Source organism: Vibrio mangrovi, assembly GCF_024346955.1.
In the GTDB taxonomy this organism is placed as follows: Bacteria; Pseudomonadota; Gammaproteobacteria; order Enterobacterales; family Vibrionaceae; genus Vibrio; species Vibrio mangrovi.
On the sequence record NZ_AP024883.1, the window covers coordinates 1698092 to 1720347 of the forward strand.

Below are 22256 nucleotides of genomic sequence, written 5' to 3' on the forward strand. Positions count from 1 at the left end.
TCTGAAATTGTATTTGAAGTCATAAAATATAAGCCGGTTTGTTATGAAACTGTGATAATGGTGCACCGGCTTTTATTGTTTCATCTTTGTTTCTTGACGAAAATTCAGTGTTGATAGAAACTACTGTCAACTTTTCCTTACACGTTTAGGTTATAATTCTGTGCGTCTAGAAGTCTTTTGTGAAGACCGTCTCGGGCTGACCCGGGAGTTGCTGGATATTCTGGTTTCCAGAAACATCGATTTAAGAGGCATTGAGATTGATATTTCCGGAATCATCTATCTGAATTGTCCGGATATTGATTTCACAACGTTCAGTGAGCTAATGGCTCAGATCCGGATGATTTCAGGGGTGAAAGATGTCCGGAAAATTCAGTTTATGCCGATGGAACGACATAACACGGAACTGATTTCCCTGCTTAATAACCTGCCAGATGCAGTTCTCTCGATTGATTTAAAAGGTTTTGTCGACACCGCGAATCATGCGGCTTTGTCATTGCTCAATAAGCTGGAAAACGAAGTCATTGGTCATGCGATTTCCACGCTGGTCCACGCTTTTAACTTTTCCCGCTGGCTGGAGGGAAGTAAGTCCCGTCAGCGGGAAGAAATCGTACTCAACGGACTGGATTATGTACTGGAGATTATGCCGGTTTATATTCAGAGTGAGTCGAATGAATCTATCCTTGCCAGTGCCATGGTGATTCTGCGGGCCAAACATGTCAATCATGAAGTACAGCATGTTCACTTACCTTTGCATAGCGAGCTTGGGTTTGAGCATTTTGTTGGTGTTTCAAACCGGCATAAGAATTTGATCAATCAGGCAAAGAAACTGGCGATGCTGGACCAGCCGCTGTTGATCGAAGGGGAAACGGGAACGGGAAAAGAGATGCTGGCGAAAGCCTGCCATAACCGTTCGGAACGTTCGTCAAGACCGTTTCTGGTCGTGAGCTGTGCATCGATGCCGGATGATGTTGCCGAGACTGAACTGTTTGGACATGCTCCGGGATCTTTCAACCATCAGGAAGGCCACAAAGGTATTTTCGAGCAGGCCAACGGTGGAACCGTATTTCTCGATGAAATCGGTGAAATGAGCGCACATTTACAGATTAAGTTATTGCGTTTTTTACAGGACGGAACCTTCCGCCGGGTTGGTGAAGAGCATGAAGTTCATGTGGATGTCCGGGTGATTGCATCGACCCGGCATAATCTGGCTGAACTGGCGGAATCGGATAAATTCCGGGAGGATCTGTTTTACCGGCTGAATGTTCTGACATTGTCGATCCCGCCACTGCGGGAGCGTCCCAGTGATGTTCATCCGCTTCTGGAACTGTTTATTGCCAAGCATGTCCGTAATATGGGGATGAAAAAACCTCATTATGATGAAGCGGTGATTGAACAACTGTCAAATTATCAGTGGCCCGGGAATATGCGTCAGCTGGATAATATGGTTCTGAGAGCTCTGACCGAAATGCCGGATGATGAGCTGAAAGAAGAGTATTTCCACCTTCCCGGAGTTGAATCCGTCAGCGGTGGATTGGGGCTTCTGAATCTGGACGGTTCTCTGGACGAAATTATGAAAGACTATGAGGCCAAAGTTCTGGAACGGCTTTATCAGTCATTTCCTTCAAGCCGGAAACTTGCCAAGCGTCTCAATGTTTCCCATACCTCGGTTGCTAATAAATTGAGAGATTACGATATTCGCAAACATTAAAATTTTCCGGGGAGCTTTTCATTTCCAATGACTGATTGCCTTATCTGATTCTTCCCGGAATGATTGATAACAGGATAAAAATATTTTATGAACGGACAGGTTTACGATATTGACGGTGATATTGTCATTCGGTCGGCCCGACTTGATGATGCCCGGATGATTGCCCGTTATTTCAGTGATAACCGGAAACATCTGAAACCCTGGGAACCGAAACGGGAAGAGGAGTTTTTTGTTGAAGCGGGCTGGGCACAGCGTCTGATCAAACTCAGAGAATTACAGAGTATGGCTCTCGGCTATTATTTGTTGATTCTGGATATGTCTGCTAACGAAATGGTTGGTACCATTTCGTTTAGTCAGATTTCGCGTTTTCCACTGCATAGTTGCTATGTCGGTTATTCTCTGGCGGAGAAGGCTCAGGGGAAAGGGATTATGACCCGGGCATTGAAAATGGCCTGCCGGTATATGTTTGAAGCGCAGAATATGCACCGGATTTCGGCGACTTATATGCCACGCAATGTCCGTAGCGAAGATGTTCTGAATCGCCTGGGATTTCAGTATGAAGGAAAAATGAAAGACTATCTGTTGATTAATGAGCAGTGGGAAGATCACCACATGACATCACTGATTAACCCTGACTGGCAAGCCAGAACAGCATCGTAAATATTCCGGGCCGTGTTTTATCCGGATTCGGCCCTTTTCTGAAATCTTCATTCAAGCATAGAAATATCTGTTAAATGGTTAACTATCAGTCTGTTAAACCAATAGCAGCAACGGTTTCTGTACCTGAGTCTCTGGATCTTGAGTCGCTGGGAAAATATCCATATATTCATCAAAGTTTGTGATTAATATTGGTGTGGTCATGTCATATCCGGCATCTCTGATGGCTTCAATATCGAAGTGGAGCAGTTCATCTCCCTGTGAGACGTGCTGTCCGGCTTTGACCAGAGAAGTAAAGAAACGACCATTGAGCTGTACCGTATCGATACCGACATGAATTAATAATTCGGCTCCCCGGTCACTTTTAATACCAATCGCGTGTTTGGTTTTAAAAAATGACTCGACAATCCCATCGACCGGCGAGTACAGGATGCCGGAATCCGGGATGATCGCGACTCCTTTCCCAAGCAGTTCACTGGAGAACATTTCATCGGCAACTTCAGGTAAAGAGATGACTTTGCCTTGTAATGGACTGAAAATCGTTTCCTGAAGTGCTTCTGTGCTGGCAACAACCTGTTGATTTTTTTCTTCCGGAATAACTTCAGGTTGTGTTTCTTCTTCCTGAGATGCTTTCTGTGGTTCCCGGTAAAATAACAAAGTCAGCAGGGCCGCCAGCAGCATTGAAGTGAAGGTTCCGAATGCAGCTGCATAAACGGTATAGTCAATACCTTGTGGTGGAATATACTGTATCAGGCTCAGAATGCTCGGGAGCCCGATATAGTATGCTTTTGTCTGGTAGAAACCGATAATTCCGCCGCCGATGGCTCCGCCGATACAACCAAAGATGAAAGGCCATTTTCTGGGAAGATTTACTGCATAAATCGCAGGCTCGGTGATGCCAAACACGCCGGTTAAGGCTGCTGAATTAGACAGCGCCCGGGTCTGTTTCTGGGATGCTTTCAACGATACGCCGATACTGGCTCCGATCTGACCGAAAACTGCGGGAAGTAAAAGAGGTGTCAGTATATCAAACCCACTGACTGCCAGATTATTAATGATGATCGGTACGGTTCCCCAGTGCAGACCGAATATCACGAAAACTTGCCAGAATGCTCCGAGTATCATCCCGGCTAAAACCAGATGGCTTTGAGAGGCGGAAAACAGCAAATTAGCCAGACTATGGCTGATTGAAGCCGCGATTGGACCGGTTACCAGAAAGGTTAACGGAACAGAAATTAGTAAGCAGAAAAAGGGCATAAAAAGATTAGCGACTGAAGCCGGTAATATTTTTTTGAATACGGATTCAATGTGAGCATTCAGCCAGGTTGCAAAAATGACCGGAATCACGGATGAGGTATAGTTGATATAACTGATCGGAATGCCGAGGAAGTTCTCCTGAAGCAGTGCCTGACTTTGCAGTTCTCCTTCAAACAGACCATTGACCTGAGTTAGAATGGAAGGATGAATCAGGGCGCCGCCAATCGCCATACCGACAAAATAGTTACAGCCGAATTTACGGGCTGATGTGTAACCAAGAAAGATGGGTAAAAAGAAAAACAGAGAGTCTCCCGCCGCATTTAATATTCTGAATGTACCGCTGTCAGTATCAACCCAGGTAAGTGCAACCAGAAGTGCCAGTAAGCCTTTGAGCAATCCGGCTCCGGCCAGTACGCCAATCATTGGGGAGAAAATGCTGGAAATCGTATAGATCAGGCTGTTAAGCAGGTTTTTGGGCGAGAAGGGTTCTCGGGTTTTAGTGCTATGCAGATGTGGCTGAATTAAATCATAAAGTTGTGCGACATGGTTGCCGATGACTAGCTGAAACTGACCGCCACTGTTCACGATGGCTATAATTTCCGGCATCTGTTTCAGTTGTTCTGTCTGAACAAAGGCATCCTGTTTGAGGATAAAACGCAATCGGGTTGTACAGTGAATCATACCCTGTACATTGGCCGCTCCACCGATATATTCGAGGATTCGTTCGGCCGTCTTCTGGTCGGTTTGCTTCACTCACGCCTCCGCCTTATGCATCCTGCTGGCGTCTGACCCGCTCAATATGAATGGTCAGAAACATCATCTCTTCCTGAGTCATTGCATGTCTGAATTTCTGTTCGACATACAAATAAATTTTTTGCGTACACTCGAAAGCCTGCGGATACTGGAGCCGGACCGACTGAAAAAGTGTGTCATCGTCATTCTGAACAGAACTCCGGTGGAGCAGGCGATGAGCAAAGAATTTCAAATGTGTGACCAGCCGCTGATAGTTGATACTTTCTTCATCCATATCAATACGAAGCTGATATTTGATCATCTGGATAATGTCGCGGATCAGATTGGTAATCTCCATCGTGTTATGCATGTCATCGCTGAGCTGAGCATTCACAATATGGAGAGCAATGAATCCGGCTTCATCTTCTTCAAACTGAATCCCGGAGGCTTTTTTAATCAGGTGAAGCGCTTCCTGACCGACTTTGTACTCACTGGGATAGAGTTTTTTGATCTCCCATAGCATGACGTTTTTAACCGATTTTCCCTGCACATAACGTTCAATAGCAAAGTAAAGGTGATCAGCTAGTGATATTCTGACACTGGGATGAATTTCGCCCGGGAGTGTTTTTTGCGCCAGTTCAATGATGTTTTCGGTTGCCATCAGTAATTCGACAGGAATTCGCTTCAGCAATTCATGGTACTGAGAGTCAATACTACCGTCGTTTGTCTGTTCGAGACTAAAAACTTTTTCTATTTTTGAGGCGTCTAAGGTCATACCTGGCTTCATCTGAAAGCCAAGTCCTTTTCCCATCACGACGACTTCATGACCTTCAGGGTCAAGAGAAATCACAACATTGTTGTTCAGAACTTTTTCAACATGCATATTCGGTGTATCAGGACTGTCCTGTCGGTTCGGTTTATCCACTTCTTTGTGCCGGTCTGGTGTTGTGTTTGATCATACCTCAGTTTGACACGAAAGTGTGTTCTGAAGAGTAAAAGATAACTAAATGGTCTCAACCCAGATTCATCAGATCGCCAGAGCTGCTTGTCTGCCGGGACACCATAGGAAGACTCAGGTATATAAAAAACCCAGGTGAATTGATCGGCATTGTCTGATCCAACTCTGGCCCGGGTTTTCCCTGTACTGCAGTTAACCTGCCGAAGATACTGATGAATAAAAGAAGTGACAAGAGTCGCCCCCAATATGTGTGAATACAAGCACAGTATTTACAAATCTATATTTACATATTGTTAGTCAAAGAGACTGGATGCATAAAAGGTCGATACGTTTGTATTGATTGTTGACAATATATTTTCTTCAATAAATTCATTTTAAAAATAACTAAATATTTATCAATTAATTATACCATTTTCGTTCTTGTTTCTAATCAAAGTTAATTTTAGACATTAGTCTAAATTGTCAACAATCTGCTTGCGAAGATTAGTCGGAGTGGCTATTTTTTATGCAAAGACTGATATCAGAGTACAGAAAGAAAAGAGATTGAAATGAGTCATGAGACCTTATTGCTTCAGACAGAAAAAGATAATACCAAGTCAGAACACCTGACGGACTCGCTGATCGAAGCCATTGTTCAGGGAGATATTGCACCGGGAAGTAAAATTTCTGAACCGAATCTGGCACGTCAGTTTCAGGTGAGTCGGGGACCGCTGAGGGAAGCATTGATGCGGTTAGAAGGTCTTGGCCTGATTGAGCGGATTCCTCACGTTGGTGCCAGAGTCATAGCACTGTCCTACGAAAAACTGGTTGAACTTTATGCGGTGCGGGAAGCTCTGGAAGGAATGGCTGCCCGGCTGGCTGCCCGGTATATCACAACGGCTGAGCTGGACAATCTGGAAGCTTTGCTGGAAACACATGCCAGTCATATCAATCAGATCGAAGGCGCTTCTTATTTTCACCAACATGGTGATTTCGATTTCCATTACTGCATTATTAAAGCCAGCCGTAATCAACAGCTGATCCGGCTTTTGTGTGATGAATTATATCATTTACTCAGAATGTTTCGTTATCAGTCACCCAGAGCCCACACCCGGCCTGATGAAGCGCTCGGAGAGCATCAGTTCATTCTGAGAGCGATTCGGGAGCGGGATGAAGAACTGTCTGAAATGTTGATGCGGCGTCATATCGCAGGCAGCAGGAAACTGATTGAAGCCCACATGCTGTCAGAACAGGGAGAATCATGATGAATAGTCCGGGAAAAAAATTCAGAGAAGCGGTCCGGAATAATCAACCGCTGCAAATCGTCGGCACGATTAATCCGTATTGTGCCATGATGGCACAACAAATCGGGCATCAGGCTATTTACCTTTCCGGTGGGGGAATCGCGAATGCATCCTATGGCGTTCCTGATCTGGGGATTACCACGTTGAATGATGTATTGGTCGATGTCGAACGGATTACCAATGCCAGCGATCTACCTTTGCTGGTTGATGTTGATACTGGGTTCGGGGGAGCATTCAGTATTGCCAGAACAATCCGTTCGATGGAAAAAGCCGGTGCGGCTGCTGTTCATATCGAAGATCAGGTCATGCAAAAACGCTGTGGACATCGTCCGAATAAGGCGATTGTCAGCTGCAATGAAATGGTCGATAGAATTAAAGCCGCAGTAGATGCACGTCTTGATACCGATTTTGTCATCATGGCACGCACCGATTCCCTGGCTGTTGAAGGCATGGAGAAAGCAATTGAGCGAGCCATTGCTTGTGTTGATGCCGGTGCGGATATGATTTTTCCGGAAGCGATGACCGAGCTGGGGCAGTACGAACAGTTTGCTACAGCACTTGAAAATGCAGCCGGACGACCGATTCCGATTCTGGCAAATATCACGGAGTTCGGACAAACCCCGTTGTACGGTTGTGAAGAACTGGCTGGTGCCAAAGTTAGCATGGTGCTTTATCCGCTTAGTGCATTCCGGGCGATGAACAAAGCTGCGGAAATGGTTTATCAGCATCTGTTACATACCGGAAATCAGCAGGCGCTGCTTCAGCAGATGCAAACACGTCAGGAGTTGTACGACTATCTGAATTATCACGCATACGAAGATAAGCTCGACCAGCTGTTTTCAATGCATCAGCCCGGTCACTAGATGTCCGGGATTCGCCTGTAAAAAGGATATTATCCATTACGTGAAACAAACCCTGCCGACTGGAAGTATCTCCCCACAACCGGGGAACAGATTGTCCGTCAGAGACACAGCGGTCAGGGAACAAGGAGCTCAATATGCCAAACAAGGAATTGGGAGGCGCAGGGTTGCGGGGGCAGAGTGCCGGAACAACCGCTTTATGTACTGTCGGAAAAACGGGAACAGGGTTGACCTACCGTGGTTACGATATTACAGATCTTGCCAATCATGCACAGTTTGAAGAAGTTGCTTATCTGCTACTGAAAGGAAAACTGCCGAATCAACAAGAGTTAGACGCTTATACCACTCACCTGATGCAGTTAAGAGGCTTACCTCAGGTACTGAAGGAAGTTTTAGAACGTTTGCCGCCGGAAACCCATCCGATGGATGTCATGCGAACCGGATGTTCTGTGCTGGGAAACCTCGAACCGGAAACAGATTTTTCCGGGCAACTGATAGCAACCGAGCGTCTGCTGGCTTGCTTCCCGGCAATTATCTGCTACTGGTATCGCTTCAGCCACGATGGTGTCCGCATTGATACCGAAGATCACAGTGAAGCTTCTACCGGCGGATATTTCCTGAAGATGTTGTTAGATCGCACACCCGATGAACTGTTCCGTCAGGCCATGCACTGTTCACTGATTCTGTATGCTGAACATGAATTCAACGCATCGACATTTAACGCCAGAGTCTGTGCTTCAACATTGTCAGATCTCCACTCTTGTGTGACCGGGGCAATCGGAACCCTGCGTGGACCGTTGCATGGTGGTGCCAATGAGGCTGCCATGGCAATGATTGAGCAATGGGATACACCGGAACAGGCTGAGGCCGGTCTGCTGGAAAAGCTGGCCCGCAAAGAAAAGATTATGGGATTCGGTCATGCAGTCTACCGGGAATGTGATCCCCGGAACGCACTGATTAAACAGTGGTCCCGGCGTTTATCACAGCAGGTTGGCGATCATCATCTCTATGCAGTTTCAGAACGTGTGGAAGCGGTGATGAAACGGGAGAAGGGATTATTCTGTAATGCCGACTTCTACCACGCATCCGCCTATCACTTTATGGACATTCCTACGCCGCTGTTTACACCGATATTCGTCATCAGCCGTTTGACCGGCTGGGCCGCACATGTCTTCGAACAGCGGGAAAACAACCGGATTATCCGTCCGAGTGCCGATTATCAGGGACCTGAGCATCAACACTGGATTCCTATTGAACAGCGTTAACCAAGGACAGACGAATGAGTCAGAATGTAGATTTCAATCAACGGCAACAACCAGACGCGTTACTGGTTCAGATTGCCGATTATGTGGACAATCAAGTTATTGCATCACAGGAGGCTTATCAGACAGCGCGTAATTGTCTGATCGATACGCTGGGATGTGGTTTGCTTGCATTACGTTTTCCCGAATGTACTAAGCATTTAGGTCCTACAGTACCGGGAATGACTGTGCAGCATGGTGCCAGAGTTCCGGGGACATCTCATGAACTTGATCCGGTTACTGCAGCATTCAATATCGGTTGTATGATTCGCTGGCTTGATTTTAACGACACCTGGCTGGCAGCTGAGTGGGGGCATCCGTCTGACAATCTGGGGGGAATTCTGGCAACGGCTGATTATCTGAGCCGGGTTGCTGTTTCTCAGGGAAAAGCACCACTGGTGATGAAAGATGTCCTGACCGCGATGATCAAAGCCCATGAAATTCAGGGTGTTCTGGCATTGAAGAATAGCTTTAACCGAGTTGGCCTTGACCATGTACTCTTGGTACGTGTTGCGTCAGTTGCGGTTGTTACCAAGATGCTTGGCGGTGACCGGCAGCAAATCATTGATGCATTGTCTCAGGCTTGGGTTGATGGTTGTTCGCTCCGGACTTACCGTCATGCGCCGAATGCTGGATCCCGTAAATCATGGGCCGCCGGTGATGCAACCTCACGAGCGGTACGACTGGCGTTGATCACCATGAAAGGTGAGATGGGAATTCCGACAGTCCTTTCGGCACCGCAATGGGGGTATTACGACGTGCTGTTTAAAGGAGAGGCTTTTGATATTGCTCAGGACTTTTCCAGCTATGTCATGGAGAATGTACTGTTCAAAATTTCTTTTCCGGCAGAATTTCATGCTCAGACTGCCGTTGAATGTGCTGTCGGGTTACATCCACAGGTTAAGAACCGGATTGATGACATTGACCGGATTGAAATCACGACCCACGAGTCGGCAATCCGGATTATTTCTAAAGTCGGTGAACTGGCAAACCCGGCCGACAGGGATCACTGCCTGCAATACATGACAGCAGTACCGCTGCTGTATGGTGATTTGGTCGCCGAACATTACGAAGATAGCTTCCATCTCGGCGATCCCCGGATCGATCAGCTCCGGGATAAAATGGTGATTCAGGAAGATTCCCGCTACAGCCGGGAATATCTGGAACCCGATAAACGTTCAATTGCCAATGCGATTCAGATTTTCTTCAAGGATGGTTCACAGACTGAAAAAGTGGAAGTGGAATATCCGATTGGGCATCGTCGTCGCAGAGAAGAGGGAATTCCGGTTCTGGAGAAAAAATTTATCCGTAATTTGCAGACTCGTTTTCCACAGGGACGCGTCGATGCCATTACAGCATTGTGTCTGGATCAGGCAAAACTGGAGCAGATGCCGGTTGATGAATTCATGACACTGTTTGTGATCAATTAACTTCCCAAAGTAGCCCGGTATCAGGAGATACCGGCCACCGACAATGGGGGAAATGATGTCTACATATGAACGAGAATATCAATTTGCCAAAAATCATCCTGAGCAGTTCTGGGCCGCAAAGGCTGAGCAACTGGACTGGTTTCAAAAGCCTGAGACTATTCTCAGCCGGGATGAAAATCAGATCGAACGCTGGTTCCCTGACGGTATCATGAATACGTCCTGGCTGGCCTTAGATTATCACTGCCAGCAGGGACGGGGAGAACGGACGGCGCTGATTTATGATTCTCCGGCAACCGGTGCCCGGAAACAGTGGTGTTACCGGGAATTGCGGGATGATGTCGCGAAAGTTGCCGGGATGCTGGCAGCCAGAGGAGTGACGCAGGGTGATCGGGTGGTTATCTATATGCCGATGATTCCGGAAGCAGTGATGGCCATGCTCGCCTGTGCCCGTCTCGGAGCGATCCATTCTGTTGTGTTTGGTGGCTTTGCACCGAATGAATTGGCCGTCAGAATCGAAGATGCTGAGCCGAAAGTGTTGATCACAGCTTCATGCGGGATTGAGTTCAGTAAGGTCATTCCCTACAAGCCGATGGTTGATAAAGCGATTATGGATAGTCGCTGGAAGCCCGAGCATGTGATTGTCGTACAACGCCCGGAGTCTCCGGCTCTGCTGAATAAAGAAAGAGATGCGGACTGGCAAGTATTATTTGAGGGTGCATTACCACATGAATGTGTCCCGGTACGGGCGACGGATCCGCTGTATATCCTCTATACATCCGGAACCACCGGGAAACCGAAAGGTGTGGTGCGGGATAATGGCGGACACGCCGTGGCAATGAAATACTCGATGTCGGCAATTTATCACATGCCGCAGGATGGTGTTTTCTGGGCGGCTTCCGATGTTGGCTGGGTTGTCGGTCACTCTTATATTGTCTATGGACCGCTGATCCATGGTTGTACAACCATTCTCTATGAAGGCAAGCCGGTCCGGACACCGGATCCGGGCGCTTTCTGGCGGGTTTGCGATGAATATCAGGTTGATGTTCTGTTTTCTGCACCAACAGCGTTCAGGGCGATCAAGAAAGAAGATCCGCAGGGAGAGTTTATCCGCCGTTATTCGCTGGAGCGCCTGCAAGCAATTTTTATGGCCGGAGAGCGTCTTGATCCACCGACGCTTGAGTGGGTTCAGTCTCATACCCATAAACCGGTGATCGACCACTGGTGGCAGACTGAAACTGGCTGGGCAATTTCCGGTAATCCGCTGGGAATTGAACCAATGCCGGTAAAACCGGGCTCGTCAACTAAAGCGACACCGGGTTATGTAGTTGAAATTCTCGACGAGCAGGGGCAGCATCAGCCATGTTGTCAGCAAGGGTATGTTGCGCTCAAGCGTCCTTTGCCTCCGGGATGTCTGCCAACCGTCTGGCGTAATCATGATCGGTTTGAGTCAGGTTATCTCAGCCAGTTTCCGGGTTACTATGTCTCCGGTGATGGCGGATATATCGATGAAGACGGTTATCTGTTTATCATGGGCAGAATCGACGATGTTATCAATGTTGCCGGACACCGTTTATCCACAGGAGAAATGGAAGAAGTCGTCGGGTCACATCCGGCGGTTGCCGAGTGTGCTGTTGTCGGGATTCACGATGAACTGAAAGGGCAGTTGCCTCTCGGACTGGTTGTACTGAAAAACGGAACGAAAATGGATATACACCAACTGGAGTCGGAACTGATCGGGCAGGTCAGGGAACAGATTGGAGCCATTGCCTGTTTTCACCATGCGGTTGTGGTTGAGCGATTGCCGAAAACCCGTTCCGGAAAGATTCTGCGTCGGGTGATCCGGCAGATTGCCGACGGGGAAAACTATACGGTTCCTTCTACCATTGATGACCCGGCAAGTTTGTCTGAGCTGGAGAATACATTGCATCATCAGAAAAGCGGATGACTGGCAGGTATTTCACTATTGTAAGTTAAAGAATAGTTCCTGTAAGTTAAAGAATAGCTCCTTGTAGATCACTTTGGCAGATACGAACACGGATACGAAGCCTATCCATGGGGGGAATCGATATCAGCCTGACACCTGCAAGGAGCATATTTGGTATTGCTTCTCTGATTCAATCTGATTTGTCTGCAAACAAATCAGGTTGAATCAACTCATGTCACCACGGGAGTGGGCCGTTAGCATTAGAAAAGGTGCCGGTCGGACCATTTTCGTCAAGAAGTGCCAGCCGAACCGGTTCCCGGGCGGCTTCCTCTACGCTGCCTGTCCCGGAAAAATTATTCATCTCCGTTGCGGTAAATCCCGGGCAGACCGCATTGACTTTTATGTGAGTTGATTCAAGTTCAATTGCAAAGCTGAGTGTGACCGCATTTAATGCCGTTTTGGTGGCGGCATAGATACCGGCGAATTGACGAAATGGATTGGACGGATCAGCATTCAGAGTCAGAGAACCATTCATACTCGACATGTTGACAATCCGGCCGGCCGGAGCTTCACGCAGCAGTGGCAGCATGGCCTGAGTAACAGTGACGACACCGAAGACATTGGTTGCAAAGAGGCGTTGCATTTCGTCATAAGATACATGACTCAAAAAGCCTGACTGGACTAATTCTTCCATACTTCGTCCGGCTTGCCCTGCGTGTGAAATGCCAGCATTGTTGACCAGAATGTCAAGGTGACCAAATCTTTCCCGGATGTACTCAGCAGCTTTGGCAACAGATGTCGGATCGGTGACGTCAAGCTGTACTGCCCAGGCATTTGCTCCGATACTGGCGGCAGCGGCGGTGCCACGTGAAAGATCCCGGGCGCCAATCAGTACGATAATATCTTTCGCTGCAAGTTCTTTAGCAATTTGCAGGCCGATACCTTTGTTGGCTCCGGTAATAAGCGCGATCGATTTTTTAGCCATATAATTTATCTCCTGTGAGATGACGATTGCCATCAGAATACCGGCAAGTTAAAATCTATTAAATGGAACATTGCTCCGGTTTAATATACGGAACATTGTTCCACTTATCAAGTGGTGTGATTGAGAGATAAAATGAAAAAATCTGTAAGTGACAGCAAACCCAAGCGTGTTCGTGCCGACGCCCAGCGAAATATCGAAACTTTATTACAAACGGCATTGGCGGTTTTTTCTTCGTCTGGCGTTGATGCACCGGTACGGGAAATTGCAGAAAAGGCTGGTGTCGGGGTTGGGACGATCTATCGCCATTTTCCGCGACGCTCCGATCTGGTTGTCGCCGTGTTTCGTAATGAAGTGGATCTGTGTGCGGACTGCGGGCCAGAATTTGCTGCCAGTTTTCAGCCTGAAGAGGCATTGATGAAGTGGGTCGATTGCTATGTCGATTTCATTACTGCCAAGCGAGGACTGGCTACGGCTCTGAATTCGGAGGATCCTGCATTCAGTGACCTGCCCGGATATCTTTTACAGCGATTACGCCCGGTGGTTCAGAAGTTGCTTGATGCCGCTGCAGAGGACGGAAAAATCCGTAAAGATGTTGAACCGGATGATCTGTTGTATGCCATTGCTGGTTTATGTACGTCTCCGGGCTGTACCGAACCTCATGATGCCCGGCGGATGATTGCTCTCTTTGTCGATGGATTACGCTATGGCGCCACAGGTGCAAGTTGCTGATTCATGACTACTTTATCATACGCATAATGAAATAACTGAAAACAGCCGTGATTGCCTGAAGAGTGTCCTGGATTCTGTATCTTATGCTGACTTGGGTATAAAATGGAAGGTGTTCCTGTTGTCCTTACTGAGGTGTGTGTATGGTTAAAATTCGTTTGGCGAAATCATCGGATCTCGCTGCTTTGGAAAAAATGATGTATGACCTGCACGATGAGCATCATCTGGCCTGCCCACAACACTTTAAGGTCGCAAAAGAAGCGATGGAAGAGAAACGGATTGCTGATTACCTTGAGTCTCCGGAAGGTCTGGTCTTTATTGCTGAATTAAACGATCAATGTATTGGCTTTGTTTCCGGTCATTTTGCCGATCTAGTCTCTTCGGTCAGCCGGAATGTATTTATGGGCAGCATTGATGAATTTTATGTATTGCCCCAATATCGTGGACAGGGAATAGGCAGCCAGCTTCTGAAACGCATTGAAAAAGAGTTTGATGATTATGGTGTTCAACAGATGTTTGTTGAAGTCTGGGATTTTAATCAGTCCGCGATCAGACTCTATCAAAACCTTGGATTCGCTCATCATATTCATTGGTTAAGAAAGGGAATTCGGTAACTATACCCAAATGACCTCAAGATGCGGTTTCAGCGGGAATCACTGGGTACAGAGACAAGGCAGAGATTTGAGTCATAGCCATTCTATGGTGAAAATGTATATAACGGAGTAGATTTGATGCGTTAAATCTGAAAAAGTAATCCACATTTGGATTCATTACCCGGGCGAACTATATCACCCGGATTTTTAAGAAAAGGTCTACACGCGCTAGTAAAGCACAAATTTTTCAATTGCTTCTGCCACACCGTCCTCATCATTCCCTGCGGTGATATAGTCTGCAATGGCTTTAGTCTGCGGCATTGCATTGCCCATCGCTACTCCCAATCCGGCATATTCGAGCATATGGTGATCATTTTCAGCATCTCCAATACACATGACAGACTCTGCCGGAATTCCCAAACGTTCAGCAACAGCCTGAATACCAAGTCCCTTATTACTTTGTGGGTTCAGAAATTCAAGAAAGAAAGGTGCACTTCTGACAATCGTAAATTGCTCTGCCAGATAAGAGGGCAGTTTTTCATATGCCTGAGATAGTTTTTCTGGTTCGTCGACCATCATTGCTTTGATCATCGGATGATCATCAGACAAAGTGTCAAAATTGATTTCGTGCACTTCAATGCCATTCAGTCTGGCTTCCAGACGGGTATACTCGGTACTTTGCGGGGTGATTAACCCGAGTGTCTGACTAAATGCATGAGTATTGACGTTTAATTCCCGGGCAGTACGTTCTATTATTCTGGCATCAGCGGTACTGATGACCTGCTGACGGATGATTTCACCGGTCATCACATTCTCGACGAACGAACCATTGTAATGTACGACATAGTCGTGCTCGCCATTCAATCCTAATTGTTCCAGATAAGAACGGAGTCCTTCGATAGGACGCCCTGAAGATAAGACAATTCTGATGCCTTTATCTTTTGCTGCCTGTATAGCAGCCAGGGTTCTGGCCGAAATTTGCTTTTGACTGTTCAGCAGAGTGCCATCCATGTCGAGTCCAATCAGTTTATACATGATTTATCACCGGTAACTTCAGAATATGTGGGACTAAAAAAGTGGAACGGGTATTGAATCAGCGTGATAAATACCCAAGCTGCATCAATATGCGGGAGTTCCACAACAAACACAAGTATAACCTTAGTGAGAGCTGAGTCACATATATCTGGATGACCCGGTGGATGACATTATCTCAGAACGTGGGCTTTACCATCAGTTCAGGGAAGAGTCTGATGAATATACTCTTCTGTCTTAATATGATTATCCTTTTGAATTAAATCACTATTATTAACTTATTAAGTTTTATTAATATCAATAAATGATGGGTTTAATTTGACCTTCTGACAAGCTTCTATTAAGGTCTGCGACTCGCATGATATGACTGTTGAATTAGGGTTCATTTTGAGTATTTATAAAGTCAATGAAATCTTTCAAACCATCCAGGGTGAAGGAGTTTTTACCGGAGTTCCTGCTGTTTTTATCCGCCTGCAGGGATGTCCGGTTGGATGTTCGTGGTGTGATACCAAACAAACCTGGTTGACGGAGCCGAAGGATAAGCGTTCTGTAGAAGAGATCATTGTCAAAACTCAGGATAGTCCGCATTGGTGTCAGATGAACACCGAGGAAATTATCCGCTGTTATCATCAACAGGGATACACAGCACGACATATCGTGATTACCGGTGGAGAACCGTGCATTTATCATTTAACTGAGCTGACAAAAGCTTTTGAAGAGCTTGGTTGTCGCTGTCAGATAGAGACCAGCGGTACTGCAGAAGTACAGGTATCGGAACAGACCTGGGTGACAGTGTCACCAAAAGTTGCCATGAAAGGTCGTCTGCCGGTGTTGGGCAGTGCAATGTTACGGGCAAATGAAATTAAGCACCCGGTCGGCACCCGTAAGGATATTGAACAGCTGGAGCAATTACTGCGTCAGAATCAGGTGTCTGATGATACAATCATTGCTTTACAACCGATTAGTCAGAAACCACGTGCAACAGAGTTGTGTATTGAGGTTTGTACGGAGCGGAACTGGCGTTTATCTATTCAGACTCATAAATACCTGAGTATTGCCTGAGGAATTCCCATGAAAAAAGCTGTTGTTGTATTTAGCGGTGGTCAGGACTCCACCACTTGTCTTGTTGAAGCCCTGCAAACCTATGATGAAGTGCATGCGATTACTTTTGATTACGGGCAGCGGCACCGGCTTGAGATTGAAACGGCACAGCGGTTGTCATCCCTGTTAGGCGTAAAAGCACATAAAGTGATGGATGTCGGTTTGCTGAATGAGTTAGCGATCAGCTCTCTGACCCGCGATGATATTCCGGTCTCTCATGAGTTGCAGGAGAATGGATTACCCAATTCGTTTGTTCCCGGCAGAAATATCCTGTTTCTGACTCTGGCTGGTATTTATGCCTATCAGATCGGTGCTGAGTCGGTCATTACCGGTGTGTGTGAAACCGATTTCTCCGGTTATCCGGACTGTCGCCACGAGTTCATCCAAACCATGAATCGTGCGCTGGTTCAGGGAATGGACAGAGTAATGACGATTGTGACTCCATTGATGTGGCTGAACAAAGCGGAGACCTGGGCAATGGCTGATCATTACGGGGCACTAAAACTGATCAGAGAACAGACCCTGACATGTTATAACGGTGTGATTGGTGATGGTTGTGGTGAATGTCCTTCCTGTCATCTGAGAAAAGCCGGGCTGGATGAATATCTGCAAAACCGGGAATCGGTACTACAGTCTTATCTGAATAAAAATTGAACTGTTGTTGGTGTCAGAGAAGCTACCTAAATATACAAGAATAAGTTAACTGTTTGAAATAGATAAAATAATATCAGAATCATTCCGGGCGATATCCGATCGCCCGAGTCTAAGTAACATCATCTCTTCTTATTCACTATCTCATATGTCATTTCTCTTTCAGTAAAAGATTTGCATCCTGCATGATATATACAGGGAATCAATTGGTTAAATTTTGGTCTTTTACTCGTTTATTGATATAACTATGGTCTAACATAAAGTTGAGGGTAAAATTAATCCTGCATCTTGCGGAGAAGTGTCTTATGTCAACAACATGGCTGACATGCTTGCTGAATGAGAAAGGGGAACTGGTGTCCAGCAACCAGCGCCATGAGGATGCTTTAAGTCTGGAAAATTTCACCTCTTGGTTTTTTAACAGTCCGTCTAGCTTGCAGCCTCTGCAAAGCAGAGATTTTAACTCTCTGCTTCTTTCCCAGGAAGAACCTGTTGAACTTTCTATTCTGATACAGGAAGAGCTCTGGGGTGGATCATTGATGAGGATGCATCCTATTGATGGGGATTTTCCGGAAGCGATTTTTCTCTCGCTGCATAATATTGCCAAATCTCCGGTACAGATACTGGATGAGGCGAATGTCCGGTTGATGCAGAAACAGATGATGCAACTGGAAAGCGATCTACATTACCTTGTCGATATTATCCCCGGAGTGATCTACCAATATGAGCGTCGCAGTGATGGTCATGCCTGTTTTCCTTACATCAGTCCTCAGGTTGAAACCTTACTTGGGGTTAAACCGGAGGTGGTTGCTCAGGATGCGACCACACTGCTTCAGGCGGTTCATCCGGATGATCGCCAACGGGTCTATCACAGTGTTCTCCGGGCTGAAGCTTCCCAGAATGAATGGGAATGTGAATTCAGAGTTATCCATCAGGGAAAAATCTGTTGGTTATATGGGCACTCTGTCCCAGTTCATAATGATCAACACCGCCAGTTATGGTCCGGACTGATGATCGATATTTCGGATAAAAAGACACTGGAGCTGAAGTTACAACGGGAATCAACTATCGATCCGCTGACCAACGTCTTTAACCGTCGTTATTTTATGTACTCTCTGAACCGGACTTTTACCTCCGGGTTTAAAAATAAGGACTGCGTCAGTATCCTTGCGATTGATTTCGACCATTTTAAAAAGGTGAATGACCAGTACGGACATGATGCCGGAGATGAGGTGTTGAAACAGGTCACCTCGGCGATCAAGCGGCATATCCGGCGTTCTGATATTCTTGCCCGGATGGGGGGAGAAGAGTTTAGCGTAATTCTGCCATCCACTGAGTACAAGGATGCTGTCAAAATCGCCGAAAAATTACGGAAATGCGTCGAAAATACAGCAGTACACTATCTTGATAGTGCTATTCGTATCACGATTACAATCGGTGTGGCTTCGGCTGAAAATAGTGATCTGAACGAAAAGGATTTGTTACGGCGGGCGGACAGAGCATTGTACCGGGGCAAAGCTGCCGGTAGAAATCTGGTCATGTAAATTTGTGTTGTATTTGATGTGTTGTTTCAGGGAAATATTCGTGGTACATCTTTCCAAACTTGATAAGGAAGGAATTGTATTGCATGGAAATTCGTATTGATTCTCTGGATGATGGCGCTGTCATTCACCTTTTGGAAGAACATCTGGCAGACATGTACGCAACATCGCCGCCGGAAAGTGTCCACGCTTTAGATGTTGCCAGCTTAAAAGCAACTTCAGTCACTTTTTTCAGTGGCTGGCGTCATGGTGAACTACTCGGTTGTGTTGCTATCAAGCAGTTAAGTGATACGCATGCTGAGCTGAAATCGATGCGTACGGCAACTTCAGCCCGTCAGCAGGGCGTTGCATCAATGTTATTACAGCATATGATTGAGGTGGCGAAAGGGCGGGGCTACCGGCGTCTGAGCCTGGAAACTGGCTCAATGGCTTTTTTCGAACCAGCAAGAAAGCTGTACGAGAAATTCGGTTTCTCTTATTGCGAACCTTTTGCCGATTATCAGCCCGATCCCAATAGCATGTTTATGACGTTGCTCCTTTAGTACAGAAACAACAGTACAGAAACAAACAGTACTGAGACAAAGTATTGGGACAAATAATGCAGAGGCATAAATACTCAAGCGCGGGTATGTTAAGAAAAAATGTGTTGGCAGCCGGTTCCGGCAACCAACACATTTTCAGTCAATATATTCTGAAACTAGCGGATAAGATGTAATCCGCTGGGAAGCGTCTCACCAAAGATACGCTTCGAGTCGTTCTCTGAGATTTGACTGACTTCATTCACCAGTGCGCTCCAACTTTCCGGGGCTTTGCTTTGTCTGAGTTTTTCTATGACAGTGGCACGAAGCTCATCGGAGATATCAACCTGACGGTCTCCGGTTTTCCGACACATCATCATGGCCGCAAAACCGATCATCGGTTCTTTTTTCCAGTCCTGTTGCAAGAGCTCCCCAAGCCAGTGGCCGATCTGCTCTCTTGGGATGACTTTATGCTGGCTCCCGTAGAGAAGAGCTCTGGCAGCCAGACGGCCGACAGCCCACCAGTGAGCCTGAGCATATTGTGTCTGACGGATGGCACGTTTGATAAACCAGTTTGTCAGCAGCACTTTATCTTCTGTTTCCAGATGTTCCAGAGATGCAGCCAGACGAACCATCGCTTCATAGCCTTTTTCCTGAGCGGCTTTCGCTTGCTTACTACTGTTGTGAGCTCCGGGATGGAGGTATTTGGCAATGTCAGCCAGAATAGTTTCCTGCTGTTCCTGATTGAGTCCTCCGGAGACCCGGCGCCAGAATGTCCACCAGTCGCTCCAGATCTGATGCTTCTGAAATTGAATACCTTGCTGATACAAAGACCAGATCTGTTCGATACGCCAGCTATCTACCGGGTCACCAAATCCCGGACGTAGGGTGAATCCCGCCAGCCGGAACCAGTTTTTCTCATGATCTTCTGAGCGCCGTCGTCTTTTTTTGCCCTGGGCCAGCCGGTCGAATAACTGCCGGTTGGTTGCAGCATTCCACTGTTCCTTTTTCCCTAACAGGCGTTCCAGAGACTTATTCAGCGTCCGGGTTTCTCCCTGTGCATCACTGTTTTTATTGCCGCTGTACAAGCCGGTGATTAGTTCACTTGCTTTTGCCAGACCGGGAACATCTGCCGATGGGGAAGCATCATGGTGCTGATGATGACGAACTTCAAATTCCAGTTGCCAGCGCTGCTGCTCATTATCGGCCTGAACACATTCCAGTTTTAGCGTACCGACTGGTGTGAGCTGGGTAGAAAGAAAAACTTCGGCGCGTTCTTTCTGATTGGCGTCGAGTAATTGATCGGATGTCCGTTCCAGCGAGGTAATATACGGTGGCAGCGGGAAGAAGCTATCCGGATCAACATCCGTCAGCAGACCATTCTGAATGGGAAATTCTCCGTCAAGGCTGTCATGGAGTGTGGTCAGCAGATTAAAACGGACCGGTTCGCCGAGAGTGAGAGAAAAGCGACGGCTGGACAGCCGGATTTCATGGCCTTCTTCGGTCCCTTTTGCCAGCAGACAGATTGCCTGAGACTGCTTGTTTTTCCGGTTTTCCAGATGCAGAAAATACGAGCGGGCGGCACCACCGCCGATTTTCAGCTGTGCGCCCCGGCAGGCTTTCAGATAGCCGACAGCTCCCAGAGCGACGGCCTGATCCGGATGTGGATTATCAAGCAGAGTGACTGGTTGTCCGGTCCAGTCCGAGAGAATCTGAGTGAGCCGCTCCTGAATCAGGTCACTGTTGAAAACACCACCGTTTAGCAGCAAGCCGATAGGTGACATTTGCTGATCCGTTGATCGGGTTAGCGTCGGATGTTGAGCGAGAAATGCGGCGATGTGTTTTGTGACTGCCGGATCTGCGGCATACGGCAGGCCGAACTCCAGTACGGCTCCTTTTCTTTGAGTAGGCAGTGTATCCGGGGTGGTGTGCGGAAAGAAACCATCCAGAACCATCTGCTGTACCTGGGTTTTACTCAGGGTAATGCTTTTGGTTCCACCCAGTAGTTTTGAGCCACTACCCAGCAGAGTAATTTTTGCTAATTCCGGCGATTGGGTGGTGAGCAGGTTTTCTTTGGTATTCCGGGTTTGCTGAATGAGTTTACTCAGCCGGGCAGCACTGAGTTTTTGTATTTGTCCACTATTTTTTTGTGAGAGCTGCTGCTGAGCAAACTGCTGCTCGGCAAGATGTGCCAGTGCCAGATCGATATTATCACCACCAAGCATCAGGTGTTCTCCGACACCAACCCGATCCAGCTTCAGTGAATCTTCTGCCAGTGCCGCAGTGATCAGGCTGAGATCCGTTGTTCCGCCGCCGACATCACAAATCAGAATGACCGGAACATCTTTCAGCTGCGTGGTTGCCTGTGACTGATGCCGGGTATACCAGTCATAGCAAACAGCCTGAGGTTCTTCGAGTAACCGGACATGAGGTATTCCGGCAAGTGTTGCCGCTTCCAGAGTCAGTTTCCGGGCACTCTCATCGAATGATGCCGGAACAGTCACGACAATATCCTGCTGTTCCAGTGGATAGGCGGGATGGTGATAGTTCCAGGCCTGACGAATATGGTTGAGGTAACTGGCACTTGCCGTGACCGGCGAAACTTTTTCAACATCCTGAGCTCCGGCCCAGGGTAAGATAGCTTCGTACCGGTCTACGGCCGGATGAGACAGCCAGCTTTTAGCACTGGCGACCTGACGTCCTTCAATCTGAGCGCCTAACTCTCTGGCCCATTCTCCAATAATGACCGGAGTGAAATCACCGGAAACAGGCTTATGTTCCCAGGGAAGGGTGATGTCGTCAGACTGTATTTGTCCCTCAGCCGGATGAAAACGAAATGAGGGAAGTGTCGCTTTTCGGGCAACTTCTCCGGGGCCGATCAACTGATCAATTTCGAAGAGCTGAACCGGGCATCCGGATAAGTCTTGTCCATTCTCACAATAGGCCACAACAGTATTGGTTGTGCCCAAATCGATACCGACCAAATAATGTGGCGTCGCCAT

At 47.1% G+C, this 22256-nt stretch carries 18 protein-coding genes; 13 read left to right on the top strand and 5 right to left on the bottom strand.

From position 1 onward, the window contains the following. Positions 1-160 precede the first annotated feature (160 nt). Positions 161-1708 (top strand): transcriptional regulator TyrR, encoded by a 1548-nt coding sequence (gene tyrR / locus OCU74_RS07645; protein ID WP_087479156.1) that lies wholly within the window; start codon positions 161-163, stop codon positions 1706-1708. Positions 1709-1795: 87 nt separating this feature from the next. Continuing rightward, positions 1796-2368, top strand: coding sequence for a ribosomal protein S5-alanine N-acetyltransferase (gene rimJ, locus OCU74_RS07650; RefSeq protein WP_087479157.1), 573 nt, complete (start codon positions 1796-1798; stop codon positions 2366-2368). Positions 2369-2461: 93 nt separating this feature from the next. On the opposite strand, the gene OCU74_RS07655 is transcribed toward rimJ, so the two are convergent. Beyond that, complete coding sequence (locus OCU74_RS07655; RefSeq protein ID WP_087479158.1) at positions 2462-4375, bottom strand: beta-glucoside-specific PTS transporter subunit IIABC; 1914 nt, start codon at positions 4373-4375, stop codon at positions 2462-2464. Between the two features lie 13 nt (positions 4376-4388). Continuing rightward, complete coding sequence (licT, locus tag OCU74_RS07660; protein WP_200807642.1) at positions 4389-5279, bottom strand: BglG family transcription antiterminator LicT; 891 nt, start codon at positions 5277-5279, stop codon at positions 4389-4391. A gap of 581 nt (positions 5280-5860) precedes the next feature. Here licT and OCU74_RS07665 point away from each other — a divergent pair. The 5 genes from OCU74_RS07665 to OCU74_RS07685 all read left to right on the top strand — a co-directional run bounded on the left by OCU74_RS07665 (position 5861) and on the right by OCU74_RS07685 (position 12131). Beyond that, positions 5861-6556, top strand: a complete 696-nt coding sequence (locus OCU74_RS07665) for a GntR family transcriptional regulator (RefSeq protein ID WP_087479159.1) — start codon at positions 5861-5863, stop codon at positions 6554-6556. After that, positions 6553-7458, top strand: a complete 906-nt coding sequence (gene prpB, locus OCU74_RS07670) for a methylisocitrate lyase (protein WP_087479160.1) — start codon at positions 6553-6555, stop codon at positions 7456-7458. Before OCU74_RS07665 ends, prpB begins: the two co-directional genes overlap by 4 nt. Positions 7459-7592: 134 nt before the next feature. Continuing rightward, positions 7593-8720, top strand: coding sequence for a bifunctional 2-methylcitrate synthase/citrate synthase (prpC, locus tag OCU74_RS07675; RefSeq protein ID WP_087479161.1), 1128 nt, complete (start codon positions 7593-7595; stop codon positions 8718-8720). 14 nt (positions 8721-8734) lie between these two features. Next, positions 8735-10186, top strand: a complete 1452-nt coding sequence (locus tag OCU74_RS07680; RefSeq protein ID WP_087479162.1) for a bifunctional 2-methylcitrate dehydratase/aconitate hydratase — start codon at positions 8735-8737, stop codon at positions 10184-10186. 55 nt (positions 10187-10241) lie between these two features. Beyond that, on the top strand, positions 10242-12131 hold the full coding sequence (locus OCU74_RS07685; RefSeq protein WP_087480065.1) for a propionyl-CoA synthetase: 1890 nt from the start codon (positions 10242-10244) through the stop codon (positions 12129-12131). A gap of 214 nt (positions 12132-12345) precedes the next feature. On the opposite strand, the gene OCU74_RS07690 is transcribed toward OCU74_RS07685, so the two are convergent. Beyond that, on the bottom strand, positions 12346-13095 hold the full coding sequence (locus OCU74_RS07690; RefSeq protein WP_087479163.1) for an SDR family NAD(P)-dependent oxidoreductase: 750 nt from the start codon (positions 13093-13095) through the stop codon (positions 12346-12348). Positions 13096-13227: 132 nt separating this feature from the next. On the opposite strand from OCU74_RS07690, the gene OCU74_RS07695 reads away from it, so the two are divergent. Together OCU74_RS07695 and OCU74_RS07700 are read left to right on the top strand one after the other, a co-directional pair. Beyond that, positions 13228-13824: a TetR/AcrR family transcriptional regulator gene (locus OCU74_RS07695; protein ID WP_087479164.1), complete on the top strand. Its 597-nt coding sequence runs from the start codon at positions 13228-13230 to the stop codon at positions 13822-13824. 140 nt (positions 13825-13964) lie between these two features. Then, a complete protein-coding gene (locus OCU74_RS07700; protein WP_087479165.1) occupies positions 13965-14435 on the top strand; it encodes a GNAT family N-acetyltransferase in 471 nt (156 codons plus the stop codon). Positions 14436-14642: 207 nt separating this feature from the next. Here the strand turns inward: OCU74_RS07700 and yidA are convergent, their stop codons facing one another. Next, positions 14643-15449 carry a sugar-phosphatase gene (yidA, locus tag OCU74_RS07705; RefSeq protein ID WP_087479166.1) on the bottom strand — a complete coding sequence of 269 codons (807 nt, stop codon included), beginning with the start codon at positions 15447-15449 and terminating at the stop codon, positions 14643-14645. Between the two features lie 360 nt (positions 15450-15809). Between yidA and queE the strand changes: the two genes are divergently transcribed. The 4 genes from queE to OCU74_RS07725 all read left to right on the top strand — a co-directional run bounded on the left by queE (position 15810) and on the right by OCU74_RS07725 (position 19278). Beyond that, a complete protein-coding gene (queE, locus tag OCU74_RS07710; protein WP_087479167.1) occupies positions 15810-16508 on the top strand; it encodes a 7-carboxy-7-deazaguanine synthase QueE in 699 nt (232 codons plus the stop codon). A gap of 9 nt (positions 16509-16517) precedes the next feature. Beyond that, a complete protein-coding gene (gene queC, locus OCU74_RS07715) occupies positions 16518-17201 on the top strand; it encodes a 7-cyano-7-deazaguanine synthase QueC (RefSeq protein ID WP_087479168.1) in 684 nt (227 codons plus the stop codon). Between the two features lie 302 nt (positions 17202-17503). Then, entirely contained in the window at positions 17504-18739 is a 1236-nt protein-coding gene (locus tag OCU74_RS07720) for a sensor domain-containing diguanylate cyclase (protein WP_087479169.1), read from the top strand. Positions 18740-18822: 83 nt separating this feature from the next. After that, complete coding sequence (locus OCU74_RS07725) at positions 18823-19278, top strand: GNAT family N-acetyltransferase (protein ID WP_087479170.1); 456 nt, start codon at positions 18823-18825, stop codon at positions 19276-19278. Positions 19279-19433: 155 nt separating this feature from the next. Here OCU74_RS07725 and OCU74_RS07730 read toward each other — a convergent pair whose 3' ends face one another. Beyond that, on the bottom strand, positions 19434-22256 hold the full coding sequence (locus OCU74_RS07730) for an Hsp70 family protein (protein ID WP_087479171.1): 2823 nt from the start codon (positions 22254-22256) through the stop codon (positions 19434-19436).

Coding starts and splice junctions, on each gene's coding strand:
- rimJ (WP_087479157.1), top strand. CDS start 1,796: ATGAACGGACAGGTTTACGATATTGACGGTGATATTGTCATTCGGTCG.
- OCU74_RS07665 (WP_087479159.1), top strand. CDS start 5,861: ATGAGTCATGAGACCTTATTGCTTCAGACAGAAAAAGATAATACCAAG.
- prpB (WP_087479160.1), top strand. CDS start 6,553: ATGATGAATAGTCCGGGAAAAAAATTCAGAGAAGCGGTCCGGAATAAT.
- prpC (WP_087479161.1), top strand. CDS start 7,593: ATGCCAAACAAGGAATTGGGAGGCGCAGGGTTGCGGGGGCAGAGTGCC.
- OCU74_RS07680 (WP_087479162.1), top strand. CDS start 8,735: ATGAGTCAGAATGTAGATTTCAATCAACGGCAACAACCAGACGCGTTA.
- OCU74_RS07685 (WP_087480065.1), top strand. CDS start 10,242: ATGTCTACATATGAACGAGAATATCAATTTGCCAAAAATCATCCTGAG.
- OCU74_RS07690 (WP_087479163.1), bottom strand. CDS start 13,095: ATGGCTAAAAAATCGATCGCGCTTATTACCGGAGCCAACAAAGGTATC.
- OCU74_RS07695 (WP_087479164.1), top strand. CDS start 13,228: ATGAAAAAATCTGTAAGTGACAGCAAACCCAAGCGTGTTCGTGCCGAC.
- OCU74_RS07700 (WP_087479165.1), top strand. CDS start 13,965: ATGGTTAAAATTCGTTTGGCGAAATCATCGGATCTCGCTGCTTTGGAA.
- yidA (WP_087479166.1), bottom strand. CDS start 15,449: ATGTATAAACTGATTGGACTCGACATGGATGGCACTCTGCTGAACAGT.
- queE (WP_087479167.1), top strand. CDS start 15,810: ATGACTGTTGAATTAGGGTTCATTTTGAGTATTTATAAAGTCAATGAA.
- queC (WP_087479168.1), top strand. CDS start 16,518: ATGAAAAAAGCTGTTGTTGTATTTAGCGGTGGTCAGGACTCCACCACT.
- OCU74_RS07720 (WP_087479169.1), top strand. CDS start 17,504: ATGTCAACAACATGGCTGACATGCTTGCTGAATGAGAAAGGGGAACTG.
- OCU74_RS07725 (WP_087479170.1), top strand. CDS start 18,823: ATGGAAATTCGTATTGATTCTCTGGATGATGGCGCTGTCATTCACCTT.
- OCU74_RS07730 (WP_087479171.1), bottom strand. CDS start 22,256: ATGGCGACGCCACATTATTTGGTCGGTATCGATTTGGGCACAACCAAT.